This is a genomic window from Bacillota bacterium, from assembly GCA_013314855.1.
Lineage (GTDB): Bacteria > Bacillota > Clostridia > Acetivibrionales > DUMC01 > Ch48.
Genome location: JABUEW010000044.1, coordinates 1 through 25,475, shown reverse-complemented (window position 1 = coordinate 25,475; position 25,475 = coordinate 1). Strand labels below are relative to the sequence as shown.

19 protein-coding genes and 1 other annotated feature are annotated in these 25,475 nt (G+C 34.0%); of the genes, 4 read left to right on the top strand and 15 right to left on the bottom strand.

The annotated features are described in order from the left end of the window. Positions 1-15: 15 nt before the first annotated feature. From HPY74_09355 to HPY74_09340, 4 genes are all read right to left on the bottom strand, one after another. A complete protein-coding gene (locus tag HPY74_09355) occupies positions 16-1,146 on the bottom strand; it encodes a GerMN domain-containing protein (GenBank protein NSW90857.1) in 1,131 nt (376 codons plus the stop codon). Positions 1,147-1,330: 184 nt separating this feature from the next. Then, complete coding sequence (locus tag HPY74_09350) at positions 1,331-3,094, bottom strand: N-acetylmuramoyl-L-alanine amidase (protein NSW90856.1); 1,764 nt, start codon at positions 3,092-3,094, stop codon at positions 1,331-1,333. Positions 3,095-3,228: 134 nt separating this feature from the next. Continuing rightward, positions 3,229-3,450: a DUF2905 domain-containing protein gene (locus HPY74_09345; GenBank protein ID NSW90855.1), complete on the bottom strand. Its 222-nt coding sequence runs from the start codon at positions 3,448-3,450 to the stop codon at positions 3,229-3,231. Between the two features lie 79 nt (positions 3,451-3,529). Next, positions 3,530-4,042, bottom strand: coding sequence for an epoxyqueuosine reductase QueH (locus HPY74_09340; GenBank protein ID NSW90854.1), 513 nt, complete (start codon positions 4,040-4,042; stop codon positions 3,530-3,532). A 241-nt stretch (positions 4,043-4,283) separates the two neighbouring features. Here HPY74_09340 and HPY74_09335 point away from each other — a divergent pair, with 241 nt between their 5' ends. Genes HPY74_09335 through HPY74_09325 form a run of 3 tightly spaced genes read left to right on the top strand, consistent with a single transcriptional unit; the run spans position 4,284 to position 9,198 of the window. Continuing rightward, entirely contained in the window at positions 4,284-6,149 is a 1,866-nt protein-coding gene (locus HPY74_09335) for a DEAD/DEAH box helicase (protein NSW90853.1), read from the top strand. Between the two features lie 19 nt (positions 6,150-6,168). Next, the gene (locus tag HPY74_09330; protein NSW90852.1) at positions 6,169-8,154 is read left to right on the top strand and encodes a hypothetical protein; all 1,986 of its coding nucleotides are present in this window, start codon (positions 6,169-6,171) and stop codon (positions 8,152-8,154) included. Positions 8,155-8,166: 12 nt separating this feature from the next. Then, on the top strand, positions 8,167-9,198 hold the full coding sequence (locus HPY74_09325; GenBank protein NSW90851.1) for a restriction endonuclease: 1,032 nt from the start codon (positions 8,167-8,169) through the stop codon (positions 9,196-9,198). An 88-nt stretch (positions 9,199-9,286) separates the two neighbouring features. Here HPY74_09325 and HPY74_09320 read toward each other — a convergent pair whose 3' ends face one another. From HPY74_09320 to HPY74_09280, 9 genes are all read right to left on the bottom strand, one after another. Continuing rightward, positions 9,287-10,966, bottom strand: coding sequence for a hypothetical protein (locus tag HPY74_09320; GenBank protein NSW90850.1), 1,680 nt, complete (start codon positions 10,964-10,966; stop codon positions 9,287-9,289). Positions 10,967-11,027: 61 nt separating this feature from the next. Beyond that, positions 11,028-11,921: a carbohydrate ABC transporter permease gene (locus tag HPY74_09315; GenBank protein NSW90849.1), complete on the bottom strand. Its 894-nt coding sequence runs from the start codon at positions 11,919-11,921 to the stop codon at positions 11,028-11,030. Between the two features lie 14 nt (positions 11,922-11,935). Beyond that, the gene (locus HPY74_09310; GenBank protein NSW90848.1) at positions 11,936-12,826 is read right to left on the bottom strand and encodes a sugar ABC transporter permease; all 891 of its coding nucleotides are present in this window, start codon (positions 12,824-12,826) and stop codon (positions 11,936-11,938) included. A 164-nt stretch (positions 12,827-12,990) separates the two neighbouring features. Next, positions 12,991-14,094: an exo-alpha-sialidase gene (locus tag HPY74_09305; GenBank protein ID NSW90847.1), complete on the bottom strand. Its 1,104-nt coding sequence runs from the start codon at positions 14,092-14,094 to the stop codon at positions 12,991-12,993. A gap of 212 nt (positions 14,095-14,306) precedes the next feature. Then, positions 14,307-17,177 carry a histidine kinase gene (locus HPY74_09300; GenBank protein ID NSW90846.1) on the bottom strand — a complete coding sequence of 957 codons (2,871 nt, stop codon included), beginning with the start codon at positions 17,175-17,177 and terminating at the stop codon, positions 14,307-14,309. A gap of 5 nt (positions 17,178-17,182) precedes the next feature. Beyond that, positions 17,183-17,929 (bottom strand): response regulator, encoded by a 747-nt coding sequence (locus HPY74_09295; GenBank protein ID NSW90845.1) that lies wholly within the window; start codon positions 17,927-17,929, stop codon positions 17,183-17,185. Positions 17,930-18,055: 126 nt separating this feature from the next. Beyond that, positions 18,056-18,502 carry a hypothetical protein gene (locus HPY74_09290; GenBank protein ID NSW90844.1) on the bottom strand — a complete coding sequence of 149 codons (447 nt, stop codon included), beginning with the start codon at positions 18,500-18,502 and terminating at the stop codon, positions 18,056-18,058. A gap of 7 nt (positions 18,503-18,509) precedes the next feature. Further along, positions 18,510-18,947 carry a hypothetical protein gene (locus HPY74_09285; protein NSW90843.1) on the bottom strand — a complete coding sequence of 146 codons (438 nt, stop codon included), beginning with the start codon at positions 18,945-18,947 and terminating at the stop codon, positions 18,510-18,512. Between the two features lie 59 nt (positions 18,948-19,006). Then, positions 19,007-19,894, bottom strand: coding sequence for a dihydrodipicolinate synthase family protein (locus HPY74_09280; protein NSW90842.1), 888 nt, complete (start codon positions 19,892-19,894; stop codon positions 19,007-19,009). Positions 19,895-20,141: 247 nt separating this feature from the next. On the opposite strand from HPY74_09280, the gene HPY74_09275 reads away from it, so the two are divergent. Beyond that, entirely contained in the window at positions 20,142-21,155 is a 1,014-nt protein-coding gene (locus HPY74_09275) for a helix-turn-helix transcriptional regulator (protein ID NSW90841.1), read from the top strand. A gap of 91 nt (positions 21,156-21,246) precedes the next feature. On the opposite strand, the gene HPY74_09270 is transcribed toward HPY74_09275, so the two are convergent. Together HPY74_09270 and HPY74_09265 are read right to left on the bottom strand one after the other, a co-directional pair. Further along, positions 21,247-21,990, bottom strand: a complete 744-nt coding sequence (locus HPY74_09270) for a type II toxin-antitoxin system Phd/YefM family antitoxin (protein ID NSW90840.1) — start codon at positions 21,988-21,990, stop codon at positions 21,247-21,249. Positions 21,991-22,223: 233 nt separating this feature from the next. Beyond that, complete coding sequence (locus HPY74_09265; GenBank protein ID NSW90839.1) at positions 22,224-24,875, bottom strand: valine--tRNA ligase; 2,652 nt, start codon at positions 24,873-24,875, stop codon at positions 22,224-22,226. A gap of 120 nt (positions 24,876-24,995) precedes the next feature. Beyond that, positions 24,996-25,212, bottom strand: a binding site (T-box leader). Between the last annotated feature and the right edge of the window lie 263 nt (positions 25,213-25,475).

Below are 25,475 nucleotides of genomic sequence, written 5' to 3'. Positions count from 1 at the left end.
AATAAGCCTCTTCTCTCAAATGTCAACTATATCATTTATGCTTAAGGGTAATGGAACAGGTTTTGATATTTCTGTACCTTCTATAAAATCCTTCACTTCTCCATCTATCAAAAACCTTATTCTGTCAATACCGTCAATTTGCCTCATAGAATATAGTATTTGGCTAATCATCCCATATTCCCTTTGAGTCCCGCCATAGCTACCAATATCAATACTTAAATTTAAAGTGAGCAAACCTTCTTTTATACTGCTACCTATTAATCTTATGTTGTCTGGTACCTCTGAAAACAGTTTTTGGTTTTCAGGAGGTGTACTTAAATATTTAATTATCTCTCCCTGTAGGTTATCCTCATTTAAATTCATGCATTCTATTGATACCGGAATTATATAAACGTTATTTTTTATTGTCTTTAGTAAATACACATCTAATTTTTGCATACCCCTTGCTAAATTAATACTCTTTCGTTCTGCTGTATTTACTAAAATATTTTTTCTACTTAGATTCTCTGAAATATCGGTCCCATATCTTAACCTTTGCTGTATGTAACCATTTACAAGTATCTTAACCTCATCAACAGTTTCAAATTGCGTTAGAGTATACACAACCGATGCAACAATATTATACTCTACAATTTGGTCGTTATACTCAAGTACTTTATTATTAAAGTCTATAACTGCTATGCCCTCTTTAATATTTATTGTAAATTCAGTCTCTTGAGGTAATATAGGATATAACCCAAAATACGCAATTTCCTCCCTGTTCATGGGTGTATCTATGAGTGCGTTAATTGAAGCCCTGGCAATACTTAATTGTTTTGGTACTCTTCTTGTAACAGGGACCAGGAAACCCTCATTATCCTGGTAATATACTTCAATAAGCATTTCTTCTGTTTCCTTGTTTTCATTATTGTTTATGTCCGTATTGGTATTATTTTCCTCTAATTTACCCTCACCTCCTCCTTCATAATCGTTACTACTATTGGCTGTTGCATCATTACTATCAATACTATCAATATCGTTATTTCCACCTTCATTTGTTTGAAGAATCCGGTCATCTTCATATCTATCAAAAGTGCCGCATCCTGTTATAAGAACAACCGCCATTATCAGTAATGCTATTACACGTCTTTTTGTACACCTCTTCATATTTGTCCATCCTTTCATTATTTTTAATATAATTATGGACAAATATGAAATTTTTAATCAATTAAAGTAATGTTACCATAGAGTATAACAAAAAAAAATTAGTAGATTGTATAAAATCTACCTTATTTTTTTATTAGTTTTTATTCCATCTTTACTATTTATAATTTCCCTTGATACTGCTTATTTATTTTATCTCAGACAACGACTTGACAATTGCATCACATAAAGCCTGTGCCGCTTTTTGCCTGAATTCTTCGGTCTGCAATTTCTGCCTGTCTCCAGCGTTGGTCATAAACCCTACTTCTGCTAAGGCAGATGGCATTTTGGTAGCTTTTAGTACTACTAAGTCCGACCTTTCTTTTACATTCCTGTCTTTAGTCCCTAATACTTTAAGCATACTGTTCTGAACGTTTTTAGCAAAATTATAACTGTTAAACCCTGCTCCTTCACTGCTCTTCACATAGTAAAGGGTCATTGTCCCATCAAAGGATGGATCCCCTATGGCATTATTATGTATACTTAAAAACAAAGCAGCATTTAAGCTGTTTGCTATAAAAGCTCTCTCATATAGCCCTACAAAACTGTCATCTTCTCTTACCATATACGTATTAATATTTCTTTTCTTTAAAAGCTCATTTAATCTTAAAGCTATATCCAAGTTTAAATCTTTCTCAAGGAGCTTACCGTATGTTGCTCCGGGTTCTACACCTCCATGCCCCGCGTCAATAACTACAAGTTTATCGGATTTTGATGCAGGTTTTAATACGGTTATTGCAGTATCATTAACCTGTGGTCTGGTCATAACAACATATGTAAGTTTCTCCCTGGCTTTAAAAATCAAACTGGTATTTCCTGTAAGTAGATTTCTAGCTATTGTCACAGATTCAAACAAATGGTCGTTTAACTTCATAACTCCACTTGAAAGATCTGCGGCATATTTGCTGGGAAATGTTATTGTATAAACCTTTCCTGTAGAGTCATACCTGGCAGTATAATATCTTTTTAAATCTTCTCCTCCTTCTGTAAGCTTGGCTCCGCTGATTGAGAAAAATACCCTGTCACCTGTATTGTTGTATGTTATATTTTTGTATGTAACACTTTTAAACTCTGGTTTTTCTATACTTAGAATAAGCTTCCCTTCCAATTCATTAACTTTAAATAGGAACTTTTCAGATAAATCCAGGACAACCCTGCCCAGGTTTTCCTGATATTGGGCATACCTTATCGATTTAACAAGATTTCCACTAACGCTAACTTCACTTTGGTCTTTTGAAAACTTCACATTTGGAATATCAACAACAATCCTGTCCGGCTTAGTTAAAGTGAATATATTATAGTCCTTAAGATTCTCAAGGGCTATGGAAACCTCATCACTGCTTCCCCTGGCAGTTAAAGCAATACTAATGCCCTCGGGCAAATCTATACTTCCGCGTTCAAAATTGCCACGGCTGCTTTGAATGTTATCTCTTTCATCCGTCCTTTCGTCCGTTCTCCTCTCATCCTGGTTATCGCCAGGTTTATTATCTCCAAGGTTTTGCCCTCCTGAAGAACTTCCTTTATCAATATATATTTTAAGGTATCCCTCTCCCTGCTCTATTTTATACTCATGCTTGCCGGTCACATACAGAACAACCCTTACAGTGGTTTTTTCAAACTGGGCATATTTTACAGAGTATATTATACTGCCTGAAGTATTAATTTGTTTAGTACTGCCGCCATATAAAGAATCCTCAAAATCAACAACTATCCTGTCAGGATTTGAAAGAGTAAAGTCAGAATGTTTTTTGATAGTATCAAAGTATACAAAGACTCCTTCCTGTCCCCCTTCACAAAAATACACGACATCTAAAAGTTTCCCATAATTAGGCAAAGAAGCTGCTCTGACGAATGGTCTCATTGACAATACCGTAACACACAAAATAATTAAAATTACCTGAAGTTTTTTCATAATTATTAATACCTCACAAACTTATCATTTGTAAATCTTATACTTAATATTTTACATCATTTTTCGGTTTTTGGCATAATTTTTCCTATATTTTTATCGAATTTTAATTATTTTGTAATATTTTGTTGAATCTATTATTTTCTAAAACGGGGAATTAAGTTGAAAATAAGAGTAAGAATAATGCTGATAATAATACAGGTTATAAGGGGAAAATAGAATACAAAATTTTTCTTTCTTACAATTATATCTCCCGGAAGCTTTCCAAGGCCTATCCTGCCCCCAACAAATAAAAATACTCCTATTATTACAAATATTATCCCAAAAATTATAAGATATTTCCCCATTATTTGGAACATATAACAAAACTCCTTTCCATAATCAACTTAACCTGACCCATATTCACTCATCTATATCATCCGTATCATCTATATTATCTTATCTATTCCTTAGCGACACTATACATCCACAATACTTTTGCCTGTACAATCCCATTTCCTTTGCCTGCTGCTGTCCTCTTCTAAATCCTAAGCGAAAATCCTTATAATAAAACTCCACCCCATATTTTTGTGCAAATTTTTCTCCCAGTTCTTTGATTAAGTCATGTTTTTGGTAAGGACTAACCAAGAGTGTTGTTGTAAAAGCATCAAAACCGTTTTCCGCCGCATATAAGGCTACTTTTTCAAGTCTTGTAGTATAACACATATTACACCTTTGTTTCTCATCATCAAAATTTTCCCATCTTTCTTGGTCAAATTCGTCAAAATAAAACACGTTTATATTTTCTATTTTACTAAATATTTCTACATTTTCTTTTCTTTTTTTAAATTCCTCAATGGGATGAATGTTGGGATTATAAAATAGTCCCTCAAATTCAATACCCTCTTCTTTTAATATACTTACAGGATATATGGAACAGGGTGCACAACACATGTGTAACAACAGTTTCATTTTTTGCTCCTATCTCCTTTCATATAATACTTAGTATTATACAACTATTATACAACAAAATATAAGAAATGGGGCAGGTTAAATTCTAAATCCAATCAGTATCAACTTAAGCGGGCAATATGTTTTTGTATATTATGTACAAAAACCGGCCGGAAATCAGTTTAATCTACTAATTAACTAATTTTTTTCAAGTGCTAAAATATAATATAAGTAATATTATTTAGGGCAGGTAAGGTGTTTTATGCAAGAAGTTTTACCGCGTTTTTCAAATCAAAAACTAATAAAAATAAAGCAGAGAAGTAATGATCCAGGGCTTCTTATTGATCTTGTACCGGTGCATAACTCTTATTCAGACGATAATAAAATAACAGCCAGGATAAAAGAAAATAACTATAATCATAGTGCTGATTGGTTAAAGTTAAGTTTGATGGCCGCTAATCTTATGAGAACCGGTAAAATTGATAGCCTGTCCACCCTTGATCTCTTGGATGGAAGGTTTGAACCTTATCCCTACCAATTGAAGGTTGCCTTAAATGTGCTTAAAGAGAAATCCAGTATTGCTCTGCTTGCTGATGAAGTAGGACTTGGCAAAACAATAGAAGTTGGCCTTATTTTGAAAGAACATATTATAAGGGGGAATATTCATACAATACTTATCATTACCCCAAAAGCCTTAGTACATCAGTGGAAAGAAGAATTGAGCGAGAAATTTGGAGAAGAATTCTCAACCATAGAAGATGACGATTTCGACTATGAAAACAGCAGAATTATTACTTCTTTTAATAAATTATCCAGAAATGTAGAAAAATTTACAGGCAGGCAATGGGACATGGTAGTTGTCGATGAGGCTCATTTACTTATAAATGCTAGCTCAAAAAGGAGACAGGCAGTAAGCTCAATCGATAGAAGATACATGCTTTTGTGCACGGCAACTCCCCTATGCAACAAGCTTACCGATATATATAGCATAGTAGACTTGTTATACCCTGGAATATTCGGTACGGAAAAAAGTTTTAGAAACAAGTACTTTGCTGATAGGCAAGGCAGGGTATGCCGTCCTGAAATGAAAGATGAACTGAAAAAAGTTGTGTCCAGGGTAATGGTAAGGACCCTCAGGAAAGACAGCGGGATCCCGTTTACCGAAAGGTTTATTTATTCCCTTCGCATTAACGGCTCACGGGAAGAAATGTTTCTATACGACTCCGTTATCCGATACATGAAAAATATTTATAATATTTACGGGGAAAACAAAACCAGGCTCATGAATTATGCAAGCCCAAAGGGCAGCCAGATGAAAATGACCGGTAAAATTAAAGTAAATTACCTGCTTATGAAGGAATTAATAACACTGCAGCAGTCCTTATCCAGCAGTCCAAGGGCCCTGGTAAAGAGCCTTGAAAACAGGAAAGAGAAATATCCGTTGGAAGCCACTATGATTGAACCTATAATTACTCTTGCTTCTGAAATCGGCACCTACTCCAAGGTACAAAAACTCCTTGAAACTCTAAACGGCATTCCGGAAGAACAAGCCATTATATTTACATTAAGGCTTGAAACGGCATATATGCTATGTGATAGTCTAAATGAAAACTTTATGACGGCAAGGGTGTATGAAGGCAGACTGTCCGGTTATGAAAGGCAAGCACTTATTGATGAATTCAGGCGTGGTAAAGTTCAATATATTGTTGCAACTGATACTGCAGCTGAGGGTTTAAACCTGCAAAACGCTACTATTGTGGTAAATTACGACCTTCATTGGAACCCCATGAAAATAGAACAAAGGATCGGAAGGATCCATAGGCGAGGACAGAATAAAGATGTAAATATTTTTAACCTGGTCATGAAAGATACAATTGATGACTACGTCTTAAAAGTACTGTTTGAAAAAATTGATCTTTTTAAGATGACTATAGGTGGCATCGAAGCAATCCTTTCCGAAATCAGAGATGATGATTTCAGTATTGAAGAAACTATTATGGATATATTAATTCGTTCATCAAAGAAAAGGGATATTGAAAAGGAACTTGAACAGTTACGTGAGAGTATGGAGTACATAAGAGAACAGAGTATGTTAAGGGAAGAATTTTCCCGGGGAATATTAGATTAATGTAATTTCGGGGGATATTATGAGACAAGTTTATAATTCAGAGCTTCATAAGTTTGTTAAAGGTTATTTTAATACACGCGGTGCAAATATTGTAGAACAACAGGACAACTTTTTTATTGTTGAATTTCCCGGAGGCTTACGGGAAGCTTATACTTACGTTGCAAGAGTGGCTGCTGAAAACAAGGATATTAACCTATTGGCTAAGGGCAGCAAGGCTTTAAATAATATGATTAGGGAATGTGCTTCAATTGCTGCATTTTCGGAAGTTTACGTTTCCTATAATACCGAATCTGTTAAATCTTCCCTTAATCATAAAAATTGTTGCGACCTGTGCCCGTTTTTTACTATATGTGAACATAAAGATAAATGTTGCGACTTCTGCAGTTATTATAAAGACTGTAACACCAACCTGTTAAATGCCGACTTTTTAAGGTTTGAAAGCATAAAGGAGTCAAAGACTTTAAATATAATATGTTTTATATTTCTTGTAGAGCTTTCAAATGATTATAGTTTAAGTCAGAAAGTGGAAAAATTGGTTTCAGTACTCATTGATATGGATACCGGTGAAGCTATCGGCAATATCAGGTTAGACGGCCTTATCAATCTTGATATGAAGCCAGCGGACAAAAAATTAATATTAGATGAAAAGCAATACCGGCATTTTATGAATATTGCAAGGCAAGAAGCCTTTGAGGCAATAAGAAACCAGCTCGAGGTATTTAAAAAAGAAATTGAAGGAACTCTAAAGGATAAAATTAAATCGATTATTGACAAATACGAAGAAGAATATATAGATAACTATGCTAAAAGCACTCTTGAACAACTGGATAAATTACAGGAAGAAGCTCTAAAATTATGTGAACGTGAAATCAGAGGTTATGCCATTAACTGTGACTACCACCTTAAGAATGTAATCTTAATGCATACTGTAAAAGATTTACGAGCTCTTGTTTTCAGACTTCATGAAACAGGGGCTGAAGTCACTATACCGGCAGAAATATTTTTAAATAATGTCATGATAAGATGTTCTGAATGCAATACAGAAATAGACTTAGGGATTATATGCAGAAACGGGCATGTAACATGCAAAACCTGTATGGAGATTTGCAGTGCCTGTGGCAAATCAATATGCACTGTATGCGATGATGAAAGCTATATATGCTCAACCTGTGGCGAAATAGTTTGTACTGATTGTGTAATACAATGTACCTCGTGCGGTGTCGTCGTTTGCCCGTCCCACAGTTACCGGTGTGCCACTTGCGGGAAAGCATACTGTATTGACTGTTATGAGATTTGTAATGTTTGCGGGAACAGTGTATGCCACTCTCATATAAACCAATGTGATGCCTGCAACTCTTTTGTCTGTTCTGATCATATACACAAATGCAGTGTATGCGGTGGATTATTTTGTGATAATCATATACATGAATGTTCTTTTTGTAGTGACTACTTATGTGAAGAACATGCAATGAAATCCTCGTACAGTGGTAAAATTATCTGCTCAAAACATTCGGGAGAATGTTCGGTATGTAAAAACATATTCACTATTGATGAATTAGATAGGTGTACCATTTGTGGAACAACCCTCTGCCCCAACCACGTAAAAACATGCAGCAATTGCAGTAAAGTCTATTGCTCTGAACATATTAACCATTGCAATTGCTGTGGAAAAGATTACTGCAGTTGTACAGAAGGAATAAAATGCAAGTTGTGCATGGAAACATATTGTCCGGGCTGTATTAACTCCAAAGGTCTTTGTAAAGCCTGTGAAGGATTTACCCTTGTTGATAGGGAGCATAAGCTGGTCAGAAATATTTCCGAACTTGTGCCGGAAGTTGCTGATTACCGGAAATACTATCTTGGGACAGCTCATGAAGTTAATATACTTTATGCAAAAAATATACTAACAGGGCATCTTGTAGTTTTCAATAATAACGGCAAAATACTTAGCAGTAGAAAAATCAGCTTTATAGAATTTTTACGCCGAAAGCTTTTGAAAGATTAATAGGAGGTTAACATGAGACCATCTACATTACGTGATAAATTGCTGGAGTTGCATGCCAATCAGGAGGGACTTGATAGTAAATATAATAATCAAAATTTAATACGATGCGTTACAAACTATCTTCATAAAAAATATGAGGACAAGAAAATTCAAAGACTTATTGACGATATGTACAGCAGGCACAACATTACAGAGGAGTCTACAGATCTTAGACGGCGTAACCAGCTCGCAGATTATATTGACTCTATCGTATTAAGCAGGATTAGGGACTCTTATAAATCGTCAAAGTTACTGGATGTAGATTCCCTTGATGAGCTAAAATTTAAAGCACTTATTAAACAGATTATTATTCATTTCGGTTATGAAATACTCTTTATTCCTATTAATAACACTAAAAATATAGATATTATTGTTCACCGTAAAGATGTAAAAATTGCTGTTTTAGCCATAAAAGGGGACATAGGCAGTCTTATAGGGGTAAAGACAATTAGGCAATTAAGATATATAGCAAACTATTACCATTGTGAACAGGCATTGTTATTTACCAATACCTATTTTTGCCCTGAAGCCTTCAGTGAGGCGGCAGAAATAGGTGTCACCCTTTTAGACAGGGATAAGTTGATGCCTCTTGTGAAAGATTTAATAGCTGGTCGACAACAAGAAGAAAAAAAATACCTGCTTAGCGAAATAGAAGAGCCTAAAAACACAATATATCTTGAAGGAGAGATTAAGTTTCCAAAAACCAAAGTACAAGTTGTTTTTGTAAAGTATTATATTGATGAAAATACTGGTGTTCTGATATTTGAAGGGAAATTAACCAACACAGGCAAAAAGCCTGCCTCAAATATAAATGTGGAGATTAAGATATTTAATAGAAATAATGATTGTATTTACTTAAATAATTTCCCTGTAGGAAAAGAAAAACTTGAAAGCAAGGAAGAAATTGCTTTCAAGTGCTCTTTTGATGAAATCCCCCAACACGATTGGGAAAATCTCTGCAGATACCAATTAAAACTTGAGTATAAGAATACTTACAAGGAGTAGTTGTAGGGAGACTGAGTCAAGTAAATGGGAACATTGAAAAATGCTCCCATTTACTTTTATGCCTTTAAAATCTTTTTTTTGACTTTACTTAATTTCCTTTAATTAAATCTTCATATAAAGGTGCTTTTTGCAATTCTTCTAATATTTCATTATATCCTGCATCGTTTAGTTTCTTTATATAAGCATTCCAAGTTGAATCAACATCTGATTCACCAATAAGTACGGCTGCGAAATACTCATTAACAATAGTATTAATATTTGATCCATATTTGGTATTTAAATCCGAAAGCTTAGTTGTATTTTCAAGGTCATATCTATATGGCTTTACAAGGAACTTATTCCAAAGGCCATCACTACCCAGGGTATACTTTTTAGTTGCAATAAACATTTTATCATTAAGCCAATTAAGAACTTCTTCATCTTGAACAAATAATGAGTATGAGTGAATTCCTCTATTTGCCCCATGAACAAATCCTTCTCTTCTAACTGGCCTACCATCTACCATATCGTAATCAACGCCTTCTTCACCAAACATTAAGTGTATTCTATCAGGGCCATACCCTGTATACTCAGCAAATTGTAAAATTCTTGCAAGTTTTTCATCATCTTTAACATTTTTGTTTATATAGAACCAGCCATTTCTTGGAGTAGCTCCAAACATTCTTGTCCCCATTGAACCGTCTGGACCAATTTCACCCGGAGTCATCAATATTTGTGAATTTGGAATATTGTTTAAGATATTTAAAGGCGGTCTACTCATAGCCCAACTTCCAAGCCAATTAGCACTTGCTCCGAAGTATCCACCGTAACCTTTTTGGGCTTTCTCCCAGAATTGCTGAGCATCAATTGTGAGGATTTCTTTGTCAATATATCCATTCTTGTAAAGCCTGCTAATATATTTAAGATAATTTTTATATCTTTCTGTTGAATAGTAATAAACAGCTTTCCCATTATCCTCTATTGAAAAACTTGGGATAATATTGAATGCACCCATTAACTGTCCCCATGTAAACTCGAAGCTTTTATTACTCCCAATCATACCTACCGTATCTTCTTTTCCATTTCCGTCAGGGTCTCCTTTAGTGAATTGCTTTAATATTTCTTCAAACTGATCAAGAGTAAATCCTTTTTCAGTTATAAAAACTCTATCTATAACCTCTTCAACAGGAGTATTAGGCTTTATACCAAACTTATCCAGCCAATCTTTTCGATAAAAACTACAGAAAAAATACTGATTTCCTGCTACATAAGCTTGATGACCTACAAGAGCATAATGTTGATTTTTATCTTCCTTACATGTTACATGCTTATAAAGAATAGGAAACTTATCATAAGTTTTAATGTATGAAGGTGCATATTTTTTAATCATATCTACAGGTATAAGTCTTGTTAGTTCTTGATCATAATACATGTACTTCGGATCGTAGTCGAACCATCCACAATCCGGCATATCTCCTGATGCTAGCATTAAATCTACCTGTTCCTTTTTAGTGTGATTTACTTTCTTTGTTTCAATTTCAAGGTTTAATGCATCTTCAATAAGCTTTTCACAATAGTTTCCATCTACAATGTCACCACACCAGTAAGAATAGTAAGAAATTTTTATCTTTTTTGGCTGCTCAACATTAGAAGTTCCAGTTTTACTTCCAGCAGATTTTTCCTCTGCTTTATCAGATGTTTTTGTGCTAGTACTGCAAGCTGAAAAAAAAGTTAGTATAAGTATTGCTGCAATTACAAAAGAAAGTAATGATTTTAACTTTTTTACCATAAAATTACCCCTCCTAAATTATTATTGTAAAATATTATAAATATATTTAAGCTGATATAAATCAGCCTTTTACAGCCCCCAACATAATTCCTTTTACAAAATATTTTTGTAAAAACGGATATACACAAACTATAGGTGTAATTACTACAATTGTAACTGCTGCTCTGACAGTTTTGCTGCTGAATTGAATTCCTTCCGGCTGTGTAAGAACAAACAATTGCATATTAGATTCTAATAAGTCAGTTTCATCCATAAGTCTCCTTAATAAAAGCTGTAATACTATTTTTCGCTCATTCCTGATATATATCATGCTATCAAACCATGCATTCCAATGATAAACCATATGCCACAATATTATTGTTGCTAATACAGGCTTAGATAACGGGAATATTATTCTAAATAAAATAGTAAATATTGAAGCGCCGTCTATAATGGCAGATTCTTCAACAGCCTTATCCAAAGACATAAAAAAGTTTCTTAAAACAAGCATTACAAAAGGACTAAATGCCGCAGGCAATACATATACCAGAAGGTTGTCAATTAACCCCAGTTTCTTTATCATAATAAAAGTTGGAATTAACCCCCCACTAAAGAACATTGGAATAAGAAAAAAAGTTATAATACCTTTTCTATAAGGCAAATCCAACTTAGATAAGGGATATGCCGCAAAAGAAACTACTACCACATGTATTGCTGTACCTACTATAGTCCTATACAACGTAACCAAAAATGCCGAATAAATTCTATTTTCACTGAAGCAATATCTATATGAGTCTAGGTTCCATTGTTTAGGCCACAAATTAAATGTTAAACTTGACGCCAGTTCAGGGGGAGAAAAAGACACTACTATCATATCCCACAATGGAAAAAGTATTGATATACAAAACAATATCATAAGTAATGAATTTAAAGAATCAAAAATAATACTGCCAGCAGATTTTTTTATTTTTGTCATACCTGACCTCCAAATTATAGAACACCATACTCGTTTACTTTTTTTGTAAAACTATTAGTTAATAAGAGAAGTATAAACCCTATTACATTCTGAAAAAGGCCTACTGCAGTAGAATAATCATATTTTGCATCCATAATTCCTTTCCGAAATACAAATGTGCTTATAACATCTGCAACTTCATAAGTAGAAGGATTATATAGATTAAATATTTGTTCAAATCCTACATTTAAAATACCTCCTACCCTTAGTAGAAGCAAAATTGTTATCGTAGGTACAATTCCTGGAAGTGTTATATATATAATTTTTTGAAATCTATTAGCACCATCTAATTGTGCTGATTCATACTGGGAAAGTTCAATTCCTGCTATAGCAGATAAGTATATTATACTCCCCCAACCTATTCCTTGCCAAAGGCTACTTATTATATATATTGGAGTAAACCACTTTTTCAAGACCATAAAATTAATCGGTTGAGATATAATTCCAATTTTGCATAATAACACATTTATAAAACCAGACTGAGGAGAAAGAAGCTGGTATACAAAACCTGATATTACAACCCAAGAAAGAAAGTGAGGTAAATATGAAATAGTTTGAACTGCTTTTTTAAATTTTAAATTATTAATTTCATTAAGTAAAAGAGCAAATACTATTGTACATGGAAAGGTAATTACCAAGTTTAATAAACTCAATCTCAGAGTATTTTTAAGTACTCTGAAAAAAAACACATCATGAAAAAGTTCTCTAAAATGAGCAAAACCAATCCATGAACTACCTAAAATACCCCTTGCCATTTTAAAATCTTTAAAGGCTATTGTCACTCCGTAAATTGGTAAATAACTAAATACAACCTGGTGTATAAATGGCACAAGCAATAAAAGATAATACCACTTATATTTTTTCATCTTTCTCCATTTTTCTAAATGGTCAGAATTTCTCATTTTTGTATCCGTTTTTATTACTTGATTATATATAGTGCTACTATGCTCCATACTATCCTCCCGACTGTAAGGCTAATCTAAACAATAATATTAAAAATATGATGCATTCATTTAAAATTAGAATATCATTACAATTCAAGCTCTTTTAGCATAATCTTCCTTATTCTCAATTTTGCCAGGCAGCTTCCATCTTGCGGTCCTCCTGCACAATAAGCAAGTAAAATTGAATCATCTAGAAAATGAATAGCAGTATAGCAATAGCCGTAATCAGGTTCATTTTCAACTATTTTATATTCTTTCCAAGTATTTCCATCGTCTTTGCTTATAGCAATTACTAAAGGAGTTCTCCCTCCATTCCACATCTTACCCGAAAACTCTAATCTACCATTATAATTAGGTATTGGATTCCATACCGCAACAAGATTACCATTCTGTGGTATCCTTTTCATCGAAAGGGGTGAACAAGGTGAAGTAAATCTTGAAGGTTGAGGTGTTGTCCAGGTTTCGCCTCTGTCAAAAGAGAACATTTCGTATTGGTAACACATGTCTGTCCTTGCCCAAGCCCATAAAACTCCATTTTTTAATTCTATCAAACCTGGTTCCTGAAGACCTGAGTGAGAGTATTTGTTGAATGGAAGTACACACTTGCAGTTTCCCTCTCTCCATGTTTGCCCGTCATCGTCAGATATAAAGAAGATGACTTCCCCTCTACTATCAAATTTAACATAAGGATTAGTTTTATAAGAAGAATAACCATTTCTATGATAAGCTGAAGGTATAATAATTCTTCCATCAGAAAGTTTTACCACCCTGTCATTATTTACTACGTAATATCCTTCCGGAGGTATACATAATATGGGCTTACTCCACGTTCTCCCTTCATCACTTGACCTTCTCAAATGAGTTCTCGCATCGTTGGCTTCTTTTCTTACAACATAGTATAAACCAATATCCCCATTACTCATTCTCATAAGAGAAACACTCATAATATTTACAGCTTCATGTTCATCTTTTCTGATGATTACCTCTTCATCTGTCCACGTTTCCCCTTTATCGTATGAATATCTTACTGCTAAACTCGCAGATGCATCATCATTAAATTTATCTCCTTCAAACCGACTATAAATAAACATAATTGTACCATCTTTTAGTGTAATAAATGCTCCTTCACTATTTCTTGGGTTATTTTTACAAGGTGATAGATCAAGAACAGGTTTCCCGATTCCATCCATATAAAGCACCCCCCATAATCTGAATTATTATGCTAGTATTGTTAAGGTTATGAGATCATGCGATTATTGGTAAACATTATATATTTACATTAATATATTTACATTATATAAATTATATATATTTCACAAGAATATTGATGCAATATTTTAATCAGAAATATGTAATATTTTAAACTCTTAAAATTGATGAAATAAATGAAACTTATAATCTGCTACAATTCCATTCCTTCTTCATCTAATGGAATAGTAATCGTTGCCTTAGTACCTTTTTCACTGCTATCAATACTAATTCCATAATCTTTTCCGTATTGAAGTCTTATCCTCGCTTGAACATTAAATATGCCTACTTTGTTCCCAATTATATCTGATTGAAGTTCCTTTTTTATCTCCTCCAGTTTATGTCCAGGTATTCCTTCTCCATTATCGGATATGATGAACTCTACTGTTTTATCCTTTCTAAAACACTTAACCCATATTATGCATCCCTTTTGCATGTTCTTGAATCCATGGAACACAGCATTTTCAATTAATGGCTGTAAAATTAATTTAATGGTTTTGTAATCTAATATTGAATCATCTACATCCCATACAAAATCTATACTCTCACCATATCTTATCTTAATAATACTTGCATAAGCTTTTGCATAAGCAATTTCTTCTTTTATAGGAATTATCCTATCTCCTCTGCTTATACCAAACCTGAAAAGACGGCTGAGTAATGTAACAACTTCACAGGCTTTTCCTTTATATCCATTTTTAATAAGGTAAATTAAGTTATCCAAAGTATTATATAAAAAATGAGGATTAATTTGAGCTTGAAGCGCTACCATTTCGGCAGCCTTAATTTGAAGCTGCAGCTGGTTTTTCTCCATATTAGCAACTAGCAAATCATCAAATAAATTTTCAATACGTTCTATCATATTATCAAAAGCTATTCTTAAACTGTCAATCTCATTAATAAAACTTTTTTCCAGCATTTCCTTATCGATTTCATCAAAACTATAATTGTTAAAAATACCGTTTAAGTTATTTATTGATTTTAATATTAAGGAAGTTATCATATATGAAAGTAAAAGCACAAGAAGAAAAGTAATAATTAGTAAGTAAATATAACTTGTAATTATAGATGTATTTTGCATCGAAATATCATGGTAACTATACAAAGCGATTAAATACCAGGGGGTTCTTTCAATCCTGTGATAAAAAGCTAAATATTCTCTATCTCCAATTTTTATTTTTCTTTGTCCTACACCCTTTTCCCCTTGCTCAGATAAATATAAAGGTTGAGCTTCAAAGATTTTTACTGATGAGTCATTTACTATATTTTTACCGTAACTATCACCAATAAAAATATCGGATGTACTTGTCTTCAAATTAGTAAAAATATCATAAACGTCTCGTACAGGTATTCTTAACTTTGCATAAACAGAATCATTACTGTACTTGGAAATTGAGATAGGACTTACCTTTGTGGCTATAGTAATAATATAATTATTTAGCTCATCTTTTTCATTATACCACAAATAGCCTTTATTTATATTACTTAGCTGAAGACTGGTTTCATTAATATCGCCTAATGAATTAATTTGATTGCTAAAAACCAAATTATTATTATCATAGAATCTAATTTCATTATTTCCAAGCCCCAGGTACTTGTAACTCCTTAAGATTCCTTCAATAACATTGATATCCTTGAAGTAGTTGGAGTTTTTCCCGCTATCGTACTTTTTATTAAAAATGAATTCCTGCATCGAAGTATTATAAATAATATTCTGGAAAGTCATCAACTTTTTCTGAAAATACTCATCAATATATTTTCCGGTTTTATCAAAAGTATTCATAAATTGCTCCGAAATCTGTTTACCAGTCCAATATATTATCCGAAAATTAAAAAGCATCACAAATAATAAAACCGGGAACATTATAGTAAATAAAAAATAGTAAAATATTCCTTCTCTTAGAGTTACTTTCTTTCTTGAGCTATTTGGATTATATTTCACTAACTTTTCTCCCCGGTATTTGTAACTTGACATAAAATCAGCAAGTTCCTTAACAGGCCTCAAAATTTTTTTAGATAACGAATTGGAAAGAAAAAAAGAGCATAAAAAACTTATAGCTAACAAAAAAAACATAATAGTTTTTAACTGGTTCTGTTTTTTAGAAAATCCGTATTTATCAAAATAACATAGTATAGTCCAGCCGTTATCAAGGGTTTTGCTATATAAAGTCATGTCTTTATTGTATAAAGGCAGGTCTTTAAAGTTTTCTAATTGTTTAGGGGTTAAATTGTTTATAATATTACTGGTTTTTATATTTGGACCGTTTTTTTTCATTCCATTGTAGATAATTTTTTTCTCACTGTCCAATATTAACAAGTTTTCCCTTCCTTCAGTAATTTCCTTAAAAAAGTTGTTATTAAGAAATATATATACATTACCGCAATCTTTATTTATTTTTATGGTTCCGGAAGTATTGTGTACATTGTCTTCAGGAAAAGAAAACTTTATATAAATCTCCTTTTCCAAATCTTTTATTAAATAGTCATCTTTAGATACATTTACTGATGTTTCATCCTGCTCAGGACAGCAAAAGTATATCTTTTCAATTTCCTCTTCAAGAAGTTTTTGACTATTATCTATGCTTATAAGGTAATCAAGAGTATAAAATCTCCTTACGATGCCTGTTCCCACAATTTTGCTTTTGCTTTTGCTTATTATATTTATACTTTTTATGTGCTTATTTTGGTTTTTTAATTCAATTAAAAAATCTGTAATATATTTCAAGGCATTTAACTTATCCTTTATTAGCGTTTCTTCACTATTAAACTTTAATATTGACGTTTTAAGATTTTCATTGTTTCTTATATAGTTGGAAATATTTATAATTTCATTATAATTTCTTTCAATTATTGATAGTATATACTCGAATTCTGAGCGGTTTACAGCATCTGTAGTATCATGTATATACCCGGAAGTAGATGAATACAAGAGTCCAGAGAAAACAATTATTATTATAATTGATATTAAGTTGGATAGTATCATTAAGAAGCTCCTAAGTTTAATTTTCTTTGGTGTTGGGTTCATGTCTCTTACCTCATCATAACAAACTGAGCCCGGTATTGAAGAGGGGTTACGTTCTCATACTTCTTAAATACCTTACAAAAATAAGTATAATCGGTAAAACCAAGTTGTACAGATATATCCTTCACTCTCATATTTGAGTTCCTCAAAAGAAATTTTGATCTTTTGATCTTAACTTCCAGTACATAATCAATGAAGTTTTCTCCTGTAACTTCCTTAAATTTTTTACTTAAATACTGGGGTGAAATATAAACATATTTTGCTGCTTCTTCCAATGTTATTCTTTTATCACAATTATTTTTTATATATTGCTGTACTTTTTTTATCAAAAGGGTACTTTCATCTTGGTTTTTCACTGCATCTTCATCGTTTTCAGTCAACTCGTTTTTATTCCCTACTACTTTTATGATTGTTTCTTTTAGTTCTTCCTTTTCCACAGGCTTCAGCAAATAAGCTTTAACTCCATAATCAATAGCATGTTTTGCATATTTAAATTCATCATAAGCACTTATAAATATCATTTTGATTTTAGGGTAAAACTTATTTATGTACCTTGCAAGCTGCAAGCCGTCCATCACAGGCATCCTCACATCAGTAATAACAAGGTCAGGGCAATTTGTTTTTATACATTCAATAGCTTCTTCACCATTACTGGCTGTATAAATATTATCAAATCCGAACAATTCCCATTGAAAAATATTTTTTAATCCTTCACAAACATACCTTTCATCATCGGTAATTAAAACCTTATACAAATCCTTCACCGTCCTGGACAAGACATTTCTCTGAAGAAAAAATTCATTATATCTGAAGCTATACTTCGCTATAATTTATTATACAATAATATTAAAAATATCAATAGCATATTCAATCATGTCAAATTACTTTCTTGCTCCCCAGGAACATCTTCCAACGCACTCTCCGTTTTCGTCGAATTCAATATCAAAAAACATTTCTATTCCATATTTTTTAGCAACAGGTGCGTAAAGGGCAGGGCAATGGTCGCAGTAAGCCAGTTTCCCCCTATAGATTTTCCTGTTTCTGTCACGCAACTCTTTTACTGAAGGACACTCATGCATAACTCCTGATAAAACTCCGTTTTCTAATTTTATCTCATATTCTGCCTTTTCTCTCCCAAGAGTACCATCTTCTCCACCCCAATACTCTAGCATTCCATCCAGCCCTTTCTCTCTTATCAGCTCATCCAGATGAGTGCACCACTCTTCGGAAATTGTTTTCCATAAGTCCTTAACTGCTTCTACACCATATTTATCTTCTATATATTTAAATGTTTCATTATAAATAACGATGAAATCGTGAACTGTCATATTATCGTTAATCCCCCTTTCCTTTTTTAAACATCCATTTGCATCGGCCATTATTGTCGCATTCATCCATACGGAACATATGCCCGCTTTTTTCAGCCAAAATACTGTTTATAATTTCGTGGTGTTTACAGTAACTATTAATGGGTATAAAATGAGGGTTGGGAGAAGACTTCATAAACTCATAATCGGGACACCTGGTAACTTCAATTGTAAGCCTTTCATTTTCGAGACATGTTCTGCATTCTCCTTCATCAATGCTGAAAGTATGCTCATAATAATCTCTTATTGCGTCAAGTCCGCCATCTTTGAACTTTTCAATTACATCCGCAAAACAATTTTCAGCTATGTATTTCCAGTACTCTTCCAATGCATTATACCCATAATTCCTTTCAAACCAGTTGTATATAACATTGTAGAGTCCAAACCACTCTTTAATAGGAGCCATACCAATTCCCCTTTCTATAACCCTGTTTATAATCCAGCTATAATACCAGCTATAATATTTTATATAAGTCCATGTTCTTTCAAGAATTCCTTAATGCAGGCAAACTCTTCTTCTTTGCCTTCAATTGTATAATCAGGGCAGAAGTACCCTTCATAACCCATAAGGTTCATAGCATAACTGAATCCTCTCATTACACCAACTTTGATAAACAGGTTCCTGAGAGTCAGTATCTGATCAAGGCATGCTGCGCCGCCACGGTAATCTCCTTGCTCCATAAGTCTGTACATTTTATCTGCAATAGGGTGAGTACAGCTGAACATTCCATCCAGATTCATTTTTATGCCATATTTATAAGCTACATCAAAAATATCAAGGCCACTGAACAGTATGCTAAAATCATCTTTCTTTTTTTCACTTCGCATAAGAACCCTTGCAGTAAAGATATCCCCTGTCTTTATACCCTTTATATTGTCATTATCCATAAGATACTCAACTGTATCGGCATTTATTTTAACTTTTGTGATGCTTGGAAGATCATATAAATATACCGGGAAAGGTGAAATTGCGGCTATTTTTGTGAAATAAGATTTTAATTCTTCCTGGCTGGTCCCCATGTAGAAAGGGGTTGTCAAAACAACACCGTCTATTTTTAACCCTTGCAAGCTTTTAATTCTTTCTTCAACCCTTGCTACGGAATTATCCATTGCCCCCACAAAAACCGGACATCTTCCCTTTGCAGCCTCTACAGCCACTTTTGCAACTTTAGCATACTCAGATTGCTTAATATAGGGTTCAAGCCCCATACTTCCCATAACCAACAGGCCGGAAGCATTATATTCAACCTGGTCTTTCACATGCTTCTCCATACTGGACTGAACAAGATTTCCATATAAATCTACCGGAGTACCCAGTGCAGTATAGAAGCCATCTTTCACTTTATTTGCCATCACTTGGACTCCCCTTTTAAAGAAGTTCATTTGAATTTTTTCTTTATTCAATGTGCTTTATATGCTCAATTATAGGTATATAATAATTATATCTAATTAATGTGATATTTGAAATGCTTTAACAATTCATTCTTATATATGGAAATGATAATTTTGCGCAATTATTGTCAGCTTAATTTAAATATGCTAAAATAATGTCAACAGCCAACTGAATTATTGGAAAATATAAAATAAGGACGGTATAGCCATGTATGCAAACCTCGATAGTTTGAATATAAAAACCAGAATAGGTGGCCTTGTATTTGATATTATACTTGATAAAAGGTTTTTTATCCACGATATGGATAATGTCGTCCACAAACACAAGCATTCCGTATATGAATTCCATTATATTGTAGATGGCGAAGGCACTGTATATATTAATAATAGCGAGTATAAAGTCTACCCCGGTTGCTACTTTATAGTTAATTCGGGTGTTTATCATAAACAATTGCAGGATAATAACAACCCCATACACAAATACTGTTTTAAGTTTGAGTACAAGTACCAGCACCATCTTGCCGATAGTTTTTTCCCGGAGGAAGAATCAAAGAGAATTGCAGATACACTAAATCGTCTTGATTATTTTATTAGTACAGGCAATACCAAAAATGCTGTTAATAACCATATTGATAATCATACCAGCAATCACATCAATAGCCAGTTTTCTGCTAATGCTAACAGTAGTAAAGCTGATTTTGGTGCCATGGTTAATTCAGTTAATAGTTCCGGAAAAATAATTACTCTTATTCATGATATTCAAGAGGAGCTTTCGACCCAAAAAATCGGCTTCTATGCAAGAATCCAGTGCCTTTTTACGCAACTGTTCATATTTATGGTAAGAGATATGACTTTAGATAAGGAAACCACCTATTCAATACCTCAGAAACTCCCATATGAAAAGCGCAGCGCACTGATTGAGGATTTTTTTGATAAACATTTTAACGATGATGTAACATCAGATGACCTGTGTAAGATCTTGAATCTAAGTCCAAGCCAACTTAACAGAATATTAAAAAGGAAATACAATTCGACTTTCAGGCAAAAATTACTGGAAATGCGCATTGAAGCTACTAAAAGGTATCTTGAAACAACCCGTTTTCCAATTAATGTTATAGCAGAGAAAGTGGGGTATTCAACATCAGCCCACTTTTGTAACATATTCAAAGAAAAATGCGGTATTACCCCAAGTGAGTATAGGGATTCGATGAGCAAAAGTTAGGGGTGATTTTCCTTTTAACCATCATAAGCTTAAAAAGCTAGTCTTAAATGTACACTCAGTGATGTATCTTCCATCGCCAAGGTGATAGGCTTCAAAACATCTCTTCAAACAATAATTTTACCTCCACCGAAAGCCCTCCAAATATTTCCGATTTGGCAATTTCATCTTTCTTATAAACTTCCACTTTATCAATCTGGTAATTGGCAAAAGTATATATTGTTATCATTTGGTTATCAGGATCAACGAGCCAATATTCAGACACTCCGGAAGTCATAAAAGTGTTAAGTTTATATACCATATCTATGCTTCTAGTGGCTGGAGATAGAATTTCCAATGTTAGTGTGGGAGTTCCTGTATATCTGCCTTTTTCATTAATGTTATTCTCCAGGTCACATAACACAATTAAATCAGGTTGCATAACATCTGGATCCTTTATATCCTTTTTCTTGAAATGAACATCAAAAGGAGCAATAATTGGTCTGCATTCCTTTCCTTTAAAATATTCTTTAAAAAGTACATGCAAATCACCTAAAATGGCTTGATGAAAAAAATTTGGTGAACTCATAATGAAAATTTCACCATTGATGAATTCCATCCTGGTATTACTGTTTTCATATATTTCCATGAATTCTTCATATGAAACTGTTTTCCTGTGATAATCATAGTTAACTGCGTTTTCACGTACGGTAAAATACTTTTCGATATCAGATACGTAAGGTACAAGTCTTGCAACTCTTATATTGTTTTTAGTAATAATTATTTCCTCATTCTCATCCGTAACTTTCGTCAGGTAATGACTAAAATTGTTTCTCATTTCACTTGCTGTAGCTATCATAAAAACACCTCCCGATTAATATTGTACATTTGGTTGTACAATATGTCAAGAGTAAATTTCTGTTATTGTACAATTGATTGTACAATTATTTGTTCAAACGATCGTTCAAATAATTGTTTACAAATATTAATTTGCTTAATTAATATCAGCAGCTATGATAGGTGCATTTTCTCCCCATGTCCCATTATATATGGGTCATATACAGAAAATGCACCCCCTGCAATTTCAATCCCTCATTCCATTAACCTCTTAATCCTCTCAACCACCTTATCATACATCTCCTGATATTTGACCTTTTTAGCTCTTTCTTCTTCAACGACCTTTTCCGGTGCTTTGGAAACAAAACCAGGATTATTCAGTTTACCATTTACCCTTTCCAATTCCTTCTCAAGGTTGGCTTTTTCCTTTTCCAGCCTTTCAATTTCCTTATCTATGTCGATAAGCTCTTCAAGAGGAATATAAATCTCGACACCGGGTATAACCGCACTGGCTGCATTTACAGATATACCGGTTTTATCTGCCTGTATTGCTGTTCCTGAGGCCCATGCCAGCTTTTCAATAAAATTTGTACCCTTCTCAATTATTTCCTTTTTATCTGCTTCCTGTGTTACAAATATAACCTTTGCCCTTTTTGATGGAGGTACATTCATTTCAGCCCTTATGTTCCTTATACTCCTTATAGCCACCATAATAACTGCCATTTTCTCTTCAGCCTCAGGGAAGTTATAATCTTCTTTGTATTCCGGCCATGGAGATATCATTATGCTTGGCGCTTCAATAATTAAATGTTTATAAATCTCTTCCGTTATAAAAGGCATAAAGGGATGTAGCAACTTCAATGCTGATTTCAACACATAGTTCAGTACATACTGAGCTTCAAGCCTTGATGGGCTTTCCCTGTCATAAAGCCTGGGTTTAACCATCTCAACATACCAGTCGCAAAACTCTTCCCATATAAAGTCATATACCTTCTGCAGACCAATCCCCAGCTCAAACTTCTCAAGGTTATCGGTCACTTCCCTTATAAGGGTATTAGCTCTGCTTAATATCCACTTATCGGCAATATCGAATTTGCCCGGATCTACCATTGAAAAGTCAATTTCTTCATCGAAATTCATAAGGACAAACCTGGCCGCATTCCATATCTTATTTGCAAAATTCCTCCCGGCTTCAACCTTTTCGGTTGAGAACCTCAAATCGTTGCCGGGTGAAATGCCAATAGTAAGGGCAAACCTTAAAGCATCAGTCCCATATTGTTCTATTACTTCAAGAGGGTCTATACCATTACCCAAGGATTTGCTCATCTTCCTTCCCAAGGCATCCCTTACAATGCCGTGGATGAACACATATTTGAAAGGTTCCTTACCCATATGCTCAAGGCCTGAAAAGATCATCCTCGCAACCCAGAAAAAGATTATATCATAACCTGTAACAAGTACATCTGTAGGATAGAAGTATTTCAAATCTTCGGTCTGCTCCGGCCATCCAAGAGTAGAAAAAGGCCATAGTGCAGAGCTGAACCAGGTATCCAGGGTATCGGGATCCTGTTCGATTTTAGGGCTGCCGCATTTTACGCATTTCTGAGGCGTTTCTCTTTCTACCATCATGTACCCGCAATCCCTGCAATAATACGCAGGTATTCTGTGTCCCCACCATAACTGCCTTGATATGCACCAGTCCTGTATGTTTTCCATCCAGTTAAAATATATTTTAGAGAATCTTTCAGGTACAAATTTAATGGTCCCATTTTTCACTACTTCAATTGCAGGTTCTGCAAGGGGCTTCATTTTAACAAACCACTGTTTTGATACAAGGGGTTCAATTACAGTGTTGCAGCGGTAACACTCACCCACATTGTGGGTGTGTTCTTCAACATTCAATAACAGGCCGAGTTTCTCAAGATCAACAACTACCCGTTTCCTGGCTTCATACCTGTCCAAGCCTTTATACCTGCCGGCGTGCTCGCTCATTGTAGCATCATCATTTATTACCTTTATCCGAGGCAGATTGTGCCTAATACCTACTTCAAAGTCATTAGGGTCATGGGCAGGAGTTATTTTTACAGCACCCGTGCCAAGATCCCTGTCGACAAACTCATCTTCAATAATAGGGATTTCTCTATCCATAAGAGGCAGTATTACTGTTTTCCCTACAAGATGTTTATACCTTTCATCCTCCGGATGTACTGCAACTGCAGTATCTCCAAGCATAGTCTCAGGCCTGGTGGTGGCAACAGCTATATAGTCATTGCTATCTTTCACCGGATATTTGATATACCAGAAATACCCTTCCTTTTCCTCATATTCAACCTCTGCATCCGATATTGAAGTGTTGCATTTAGGGCACCAGTTAATAATCCTTTCTCCCCGGTAAATAAGGCCTTTTTCATAAAGCCGTATAAAAACCTCTTTTACGGCCTCAGACAAGCCTTCATCCATGGTAAACCTTTCCCGTTTCCAATCGCAGGAGCTGCCAAGCTTCTTTAGTTGCTCAACTATTCTGCTGCCGTAATGTCTCTTCCATTCCCAGGCCCTTTCAAGGAATTTCTCCCTTCCTATCATGTCTTTAGTAAGTCCTTCTTGAGCCATTGCCTCAACTATTTTAGCCTCAGTAGCAATACTTGCATGGTCTGTTCCGGGAAGCCAAAGCGTACAATAGCCCTGCATCCTTCGCCACCTGATAAGAATATCCTGTAAAGTATTGTCAAGAGCATGACCCATATGGAGCTGCCCGGTAATATTCGGAGGGGGGATTACTATAGTATAAGGTTTTTTGTTGTAATCAATTACCGCATGGAAATAATCGTTTTCCATCCATTCCTTATATAATTTGTCTTCTACTTGCTTGGGTTCATAAGTTTTATCCAAATTCTTTATTTTAGCCATTTATAATATACCTCCTACAAATGTATACCTAGTTTACTAATACATAACTAGCTCATATTAATTATAATTAATAACATACACTTTTCCTGTAAATGTAACAAAGCCTTCCATCCAAATAAATATTTGGACGGAAGGCTGCTCTTCCGCGGTACCACCAAAATTCCCCTTGGGGCATCTCAACGAAATAACGGCTCTATACCGCTACAACTTACTGCAAGTTCAGCTGTAGAACTCCAGGGCTACCTTTAGCAGTCTTATTCCCGGAAAGACTTTCACCCGCTGGTCTCTCCTCTCTATTGGCCAGGCACTGCCTACTCTTCCCCTTCATTGTTTTTAACCTTTATTAAAATGTATAATTCTACCCTTAATTTGGTAAATCAAAAAATAATCATATCTTAACAACATCTCAGTTGTAACTCGCTTTCAATATAATATATATAAAATTTTGAACCCTGTCAAGGAATTGAATGAAAAAACAGAGCTGAAGCATGAAAATTTTATTCTTATCTAATAATAGTGCCTTTATTAGTAATTTTATCCAATTATATAATAATATTACATAAATTTAACCATACGTTTAAGTCATCGGATAACACTATA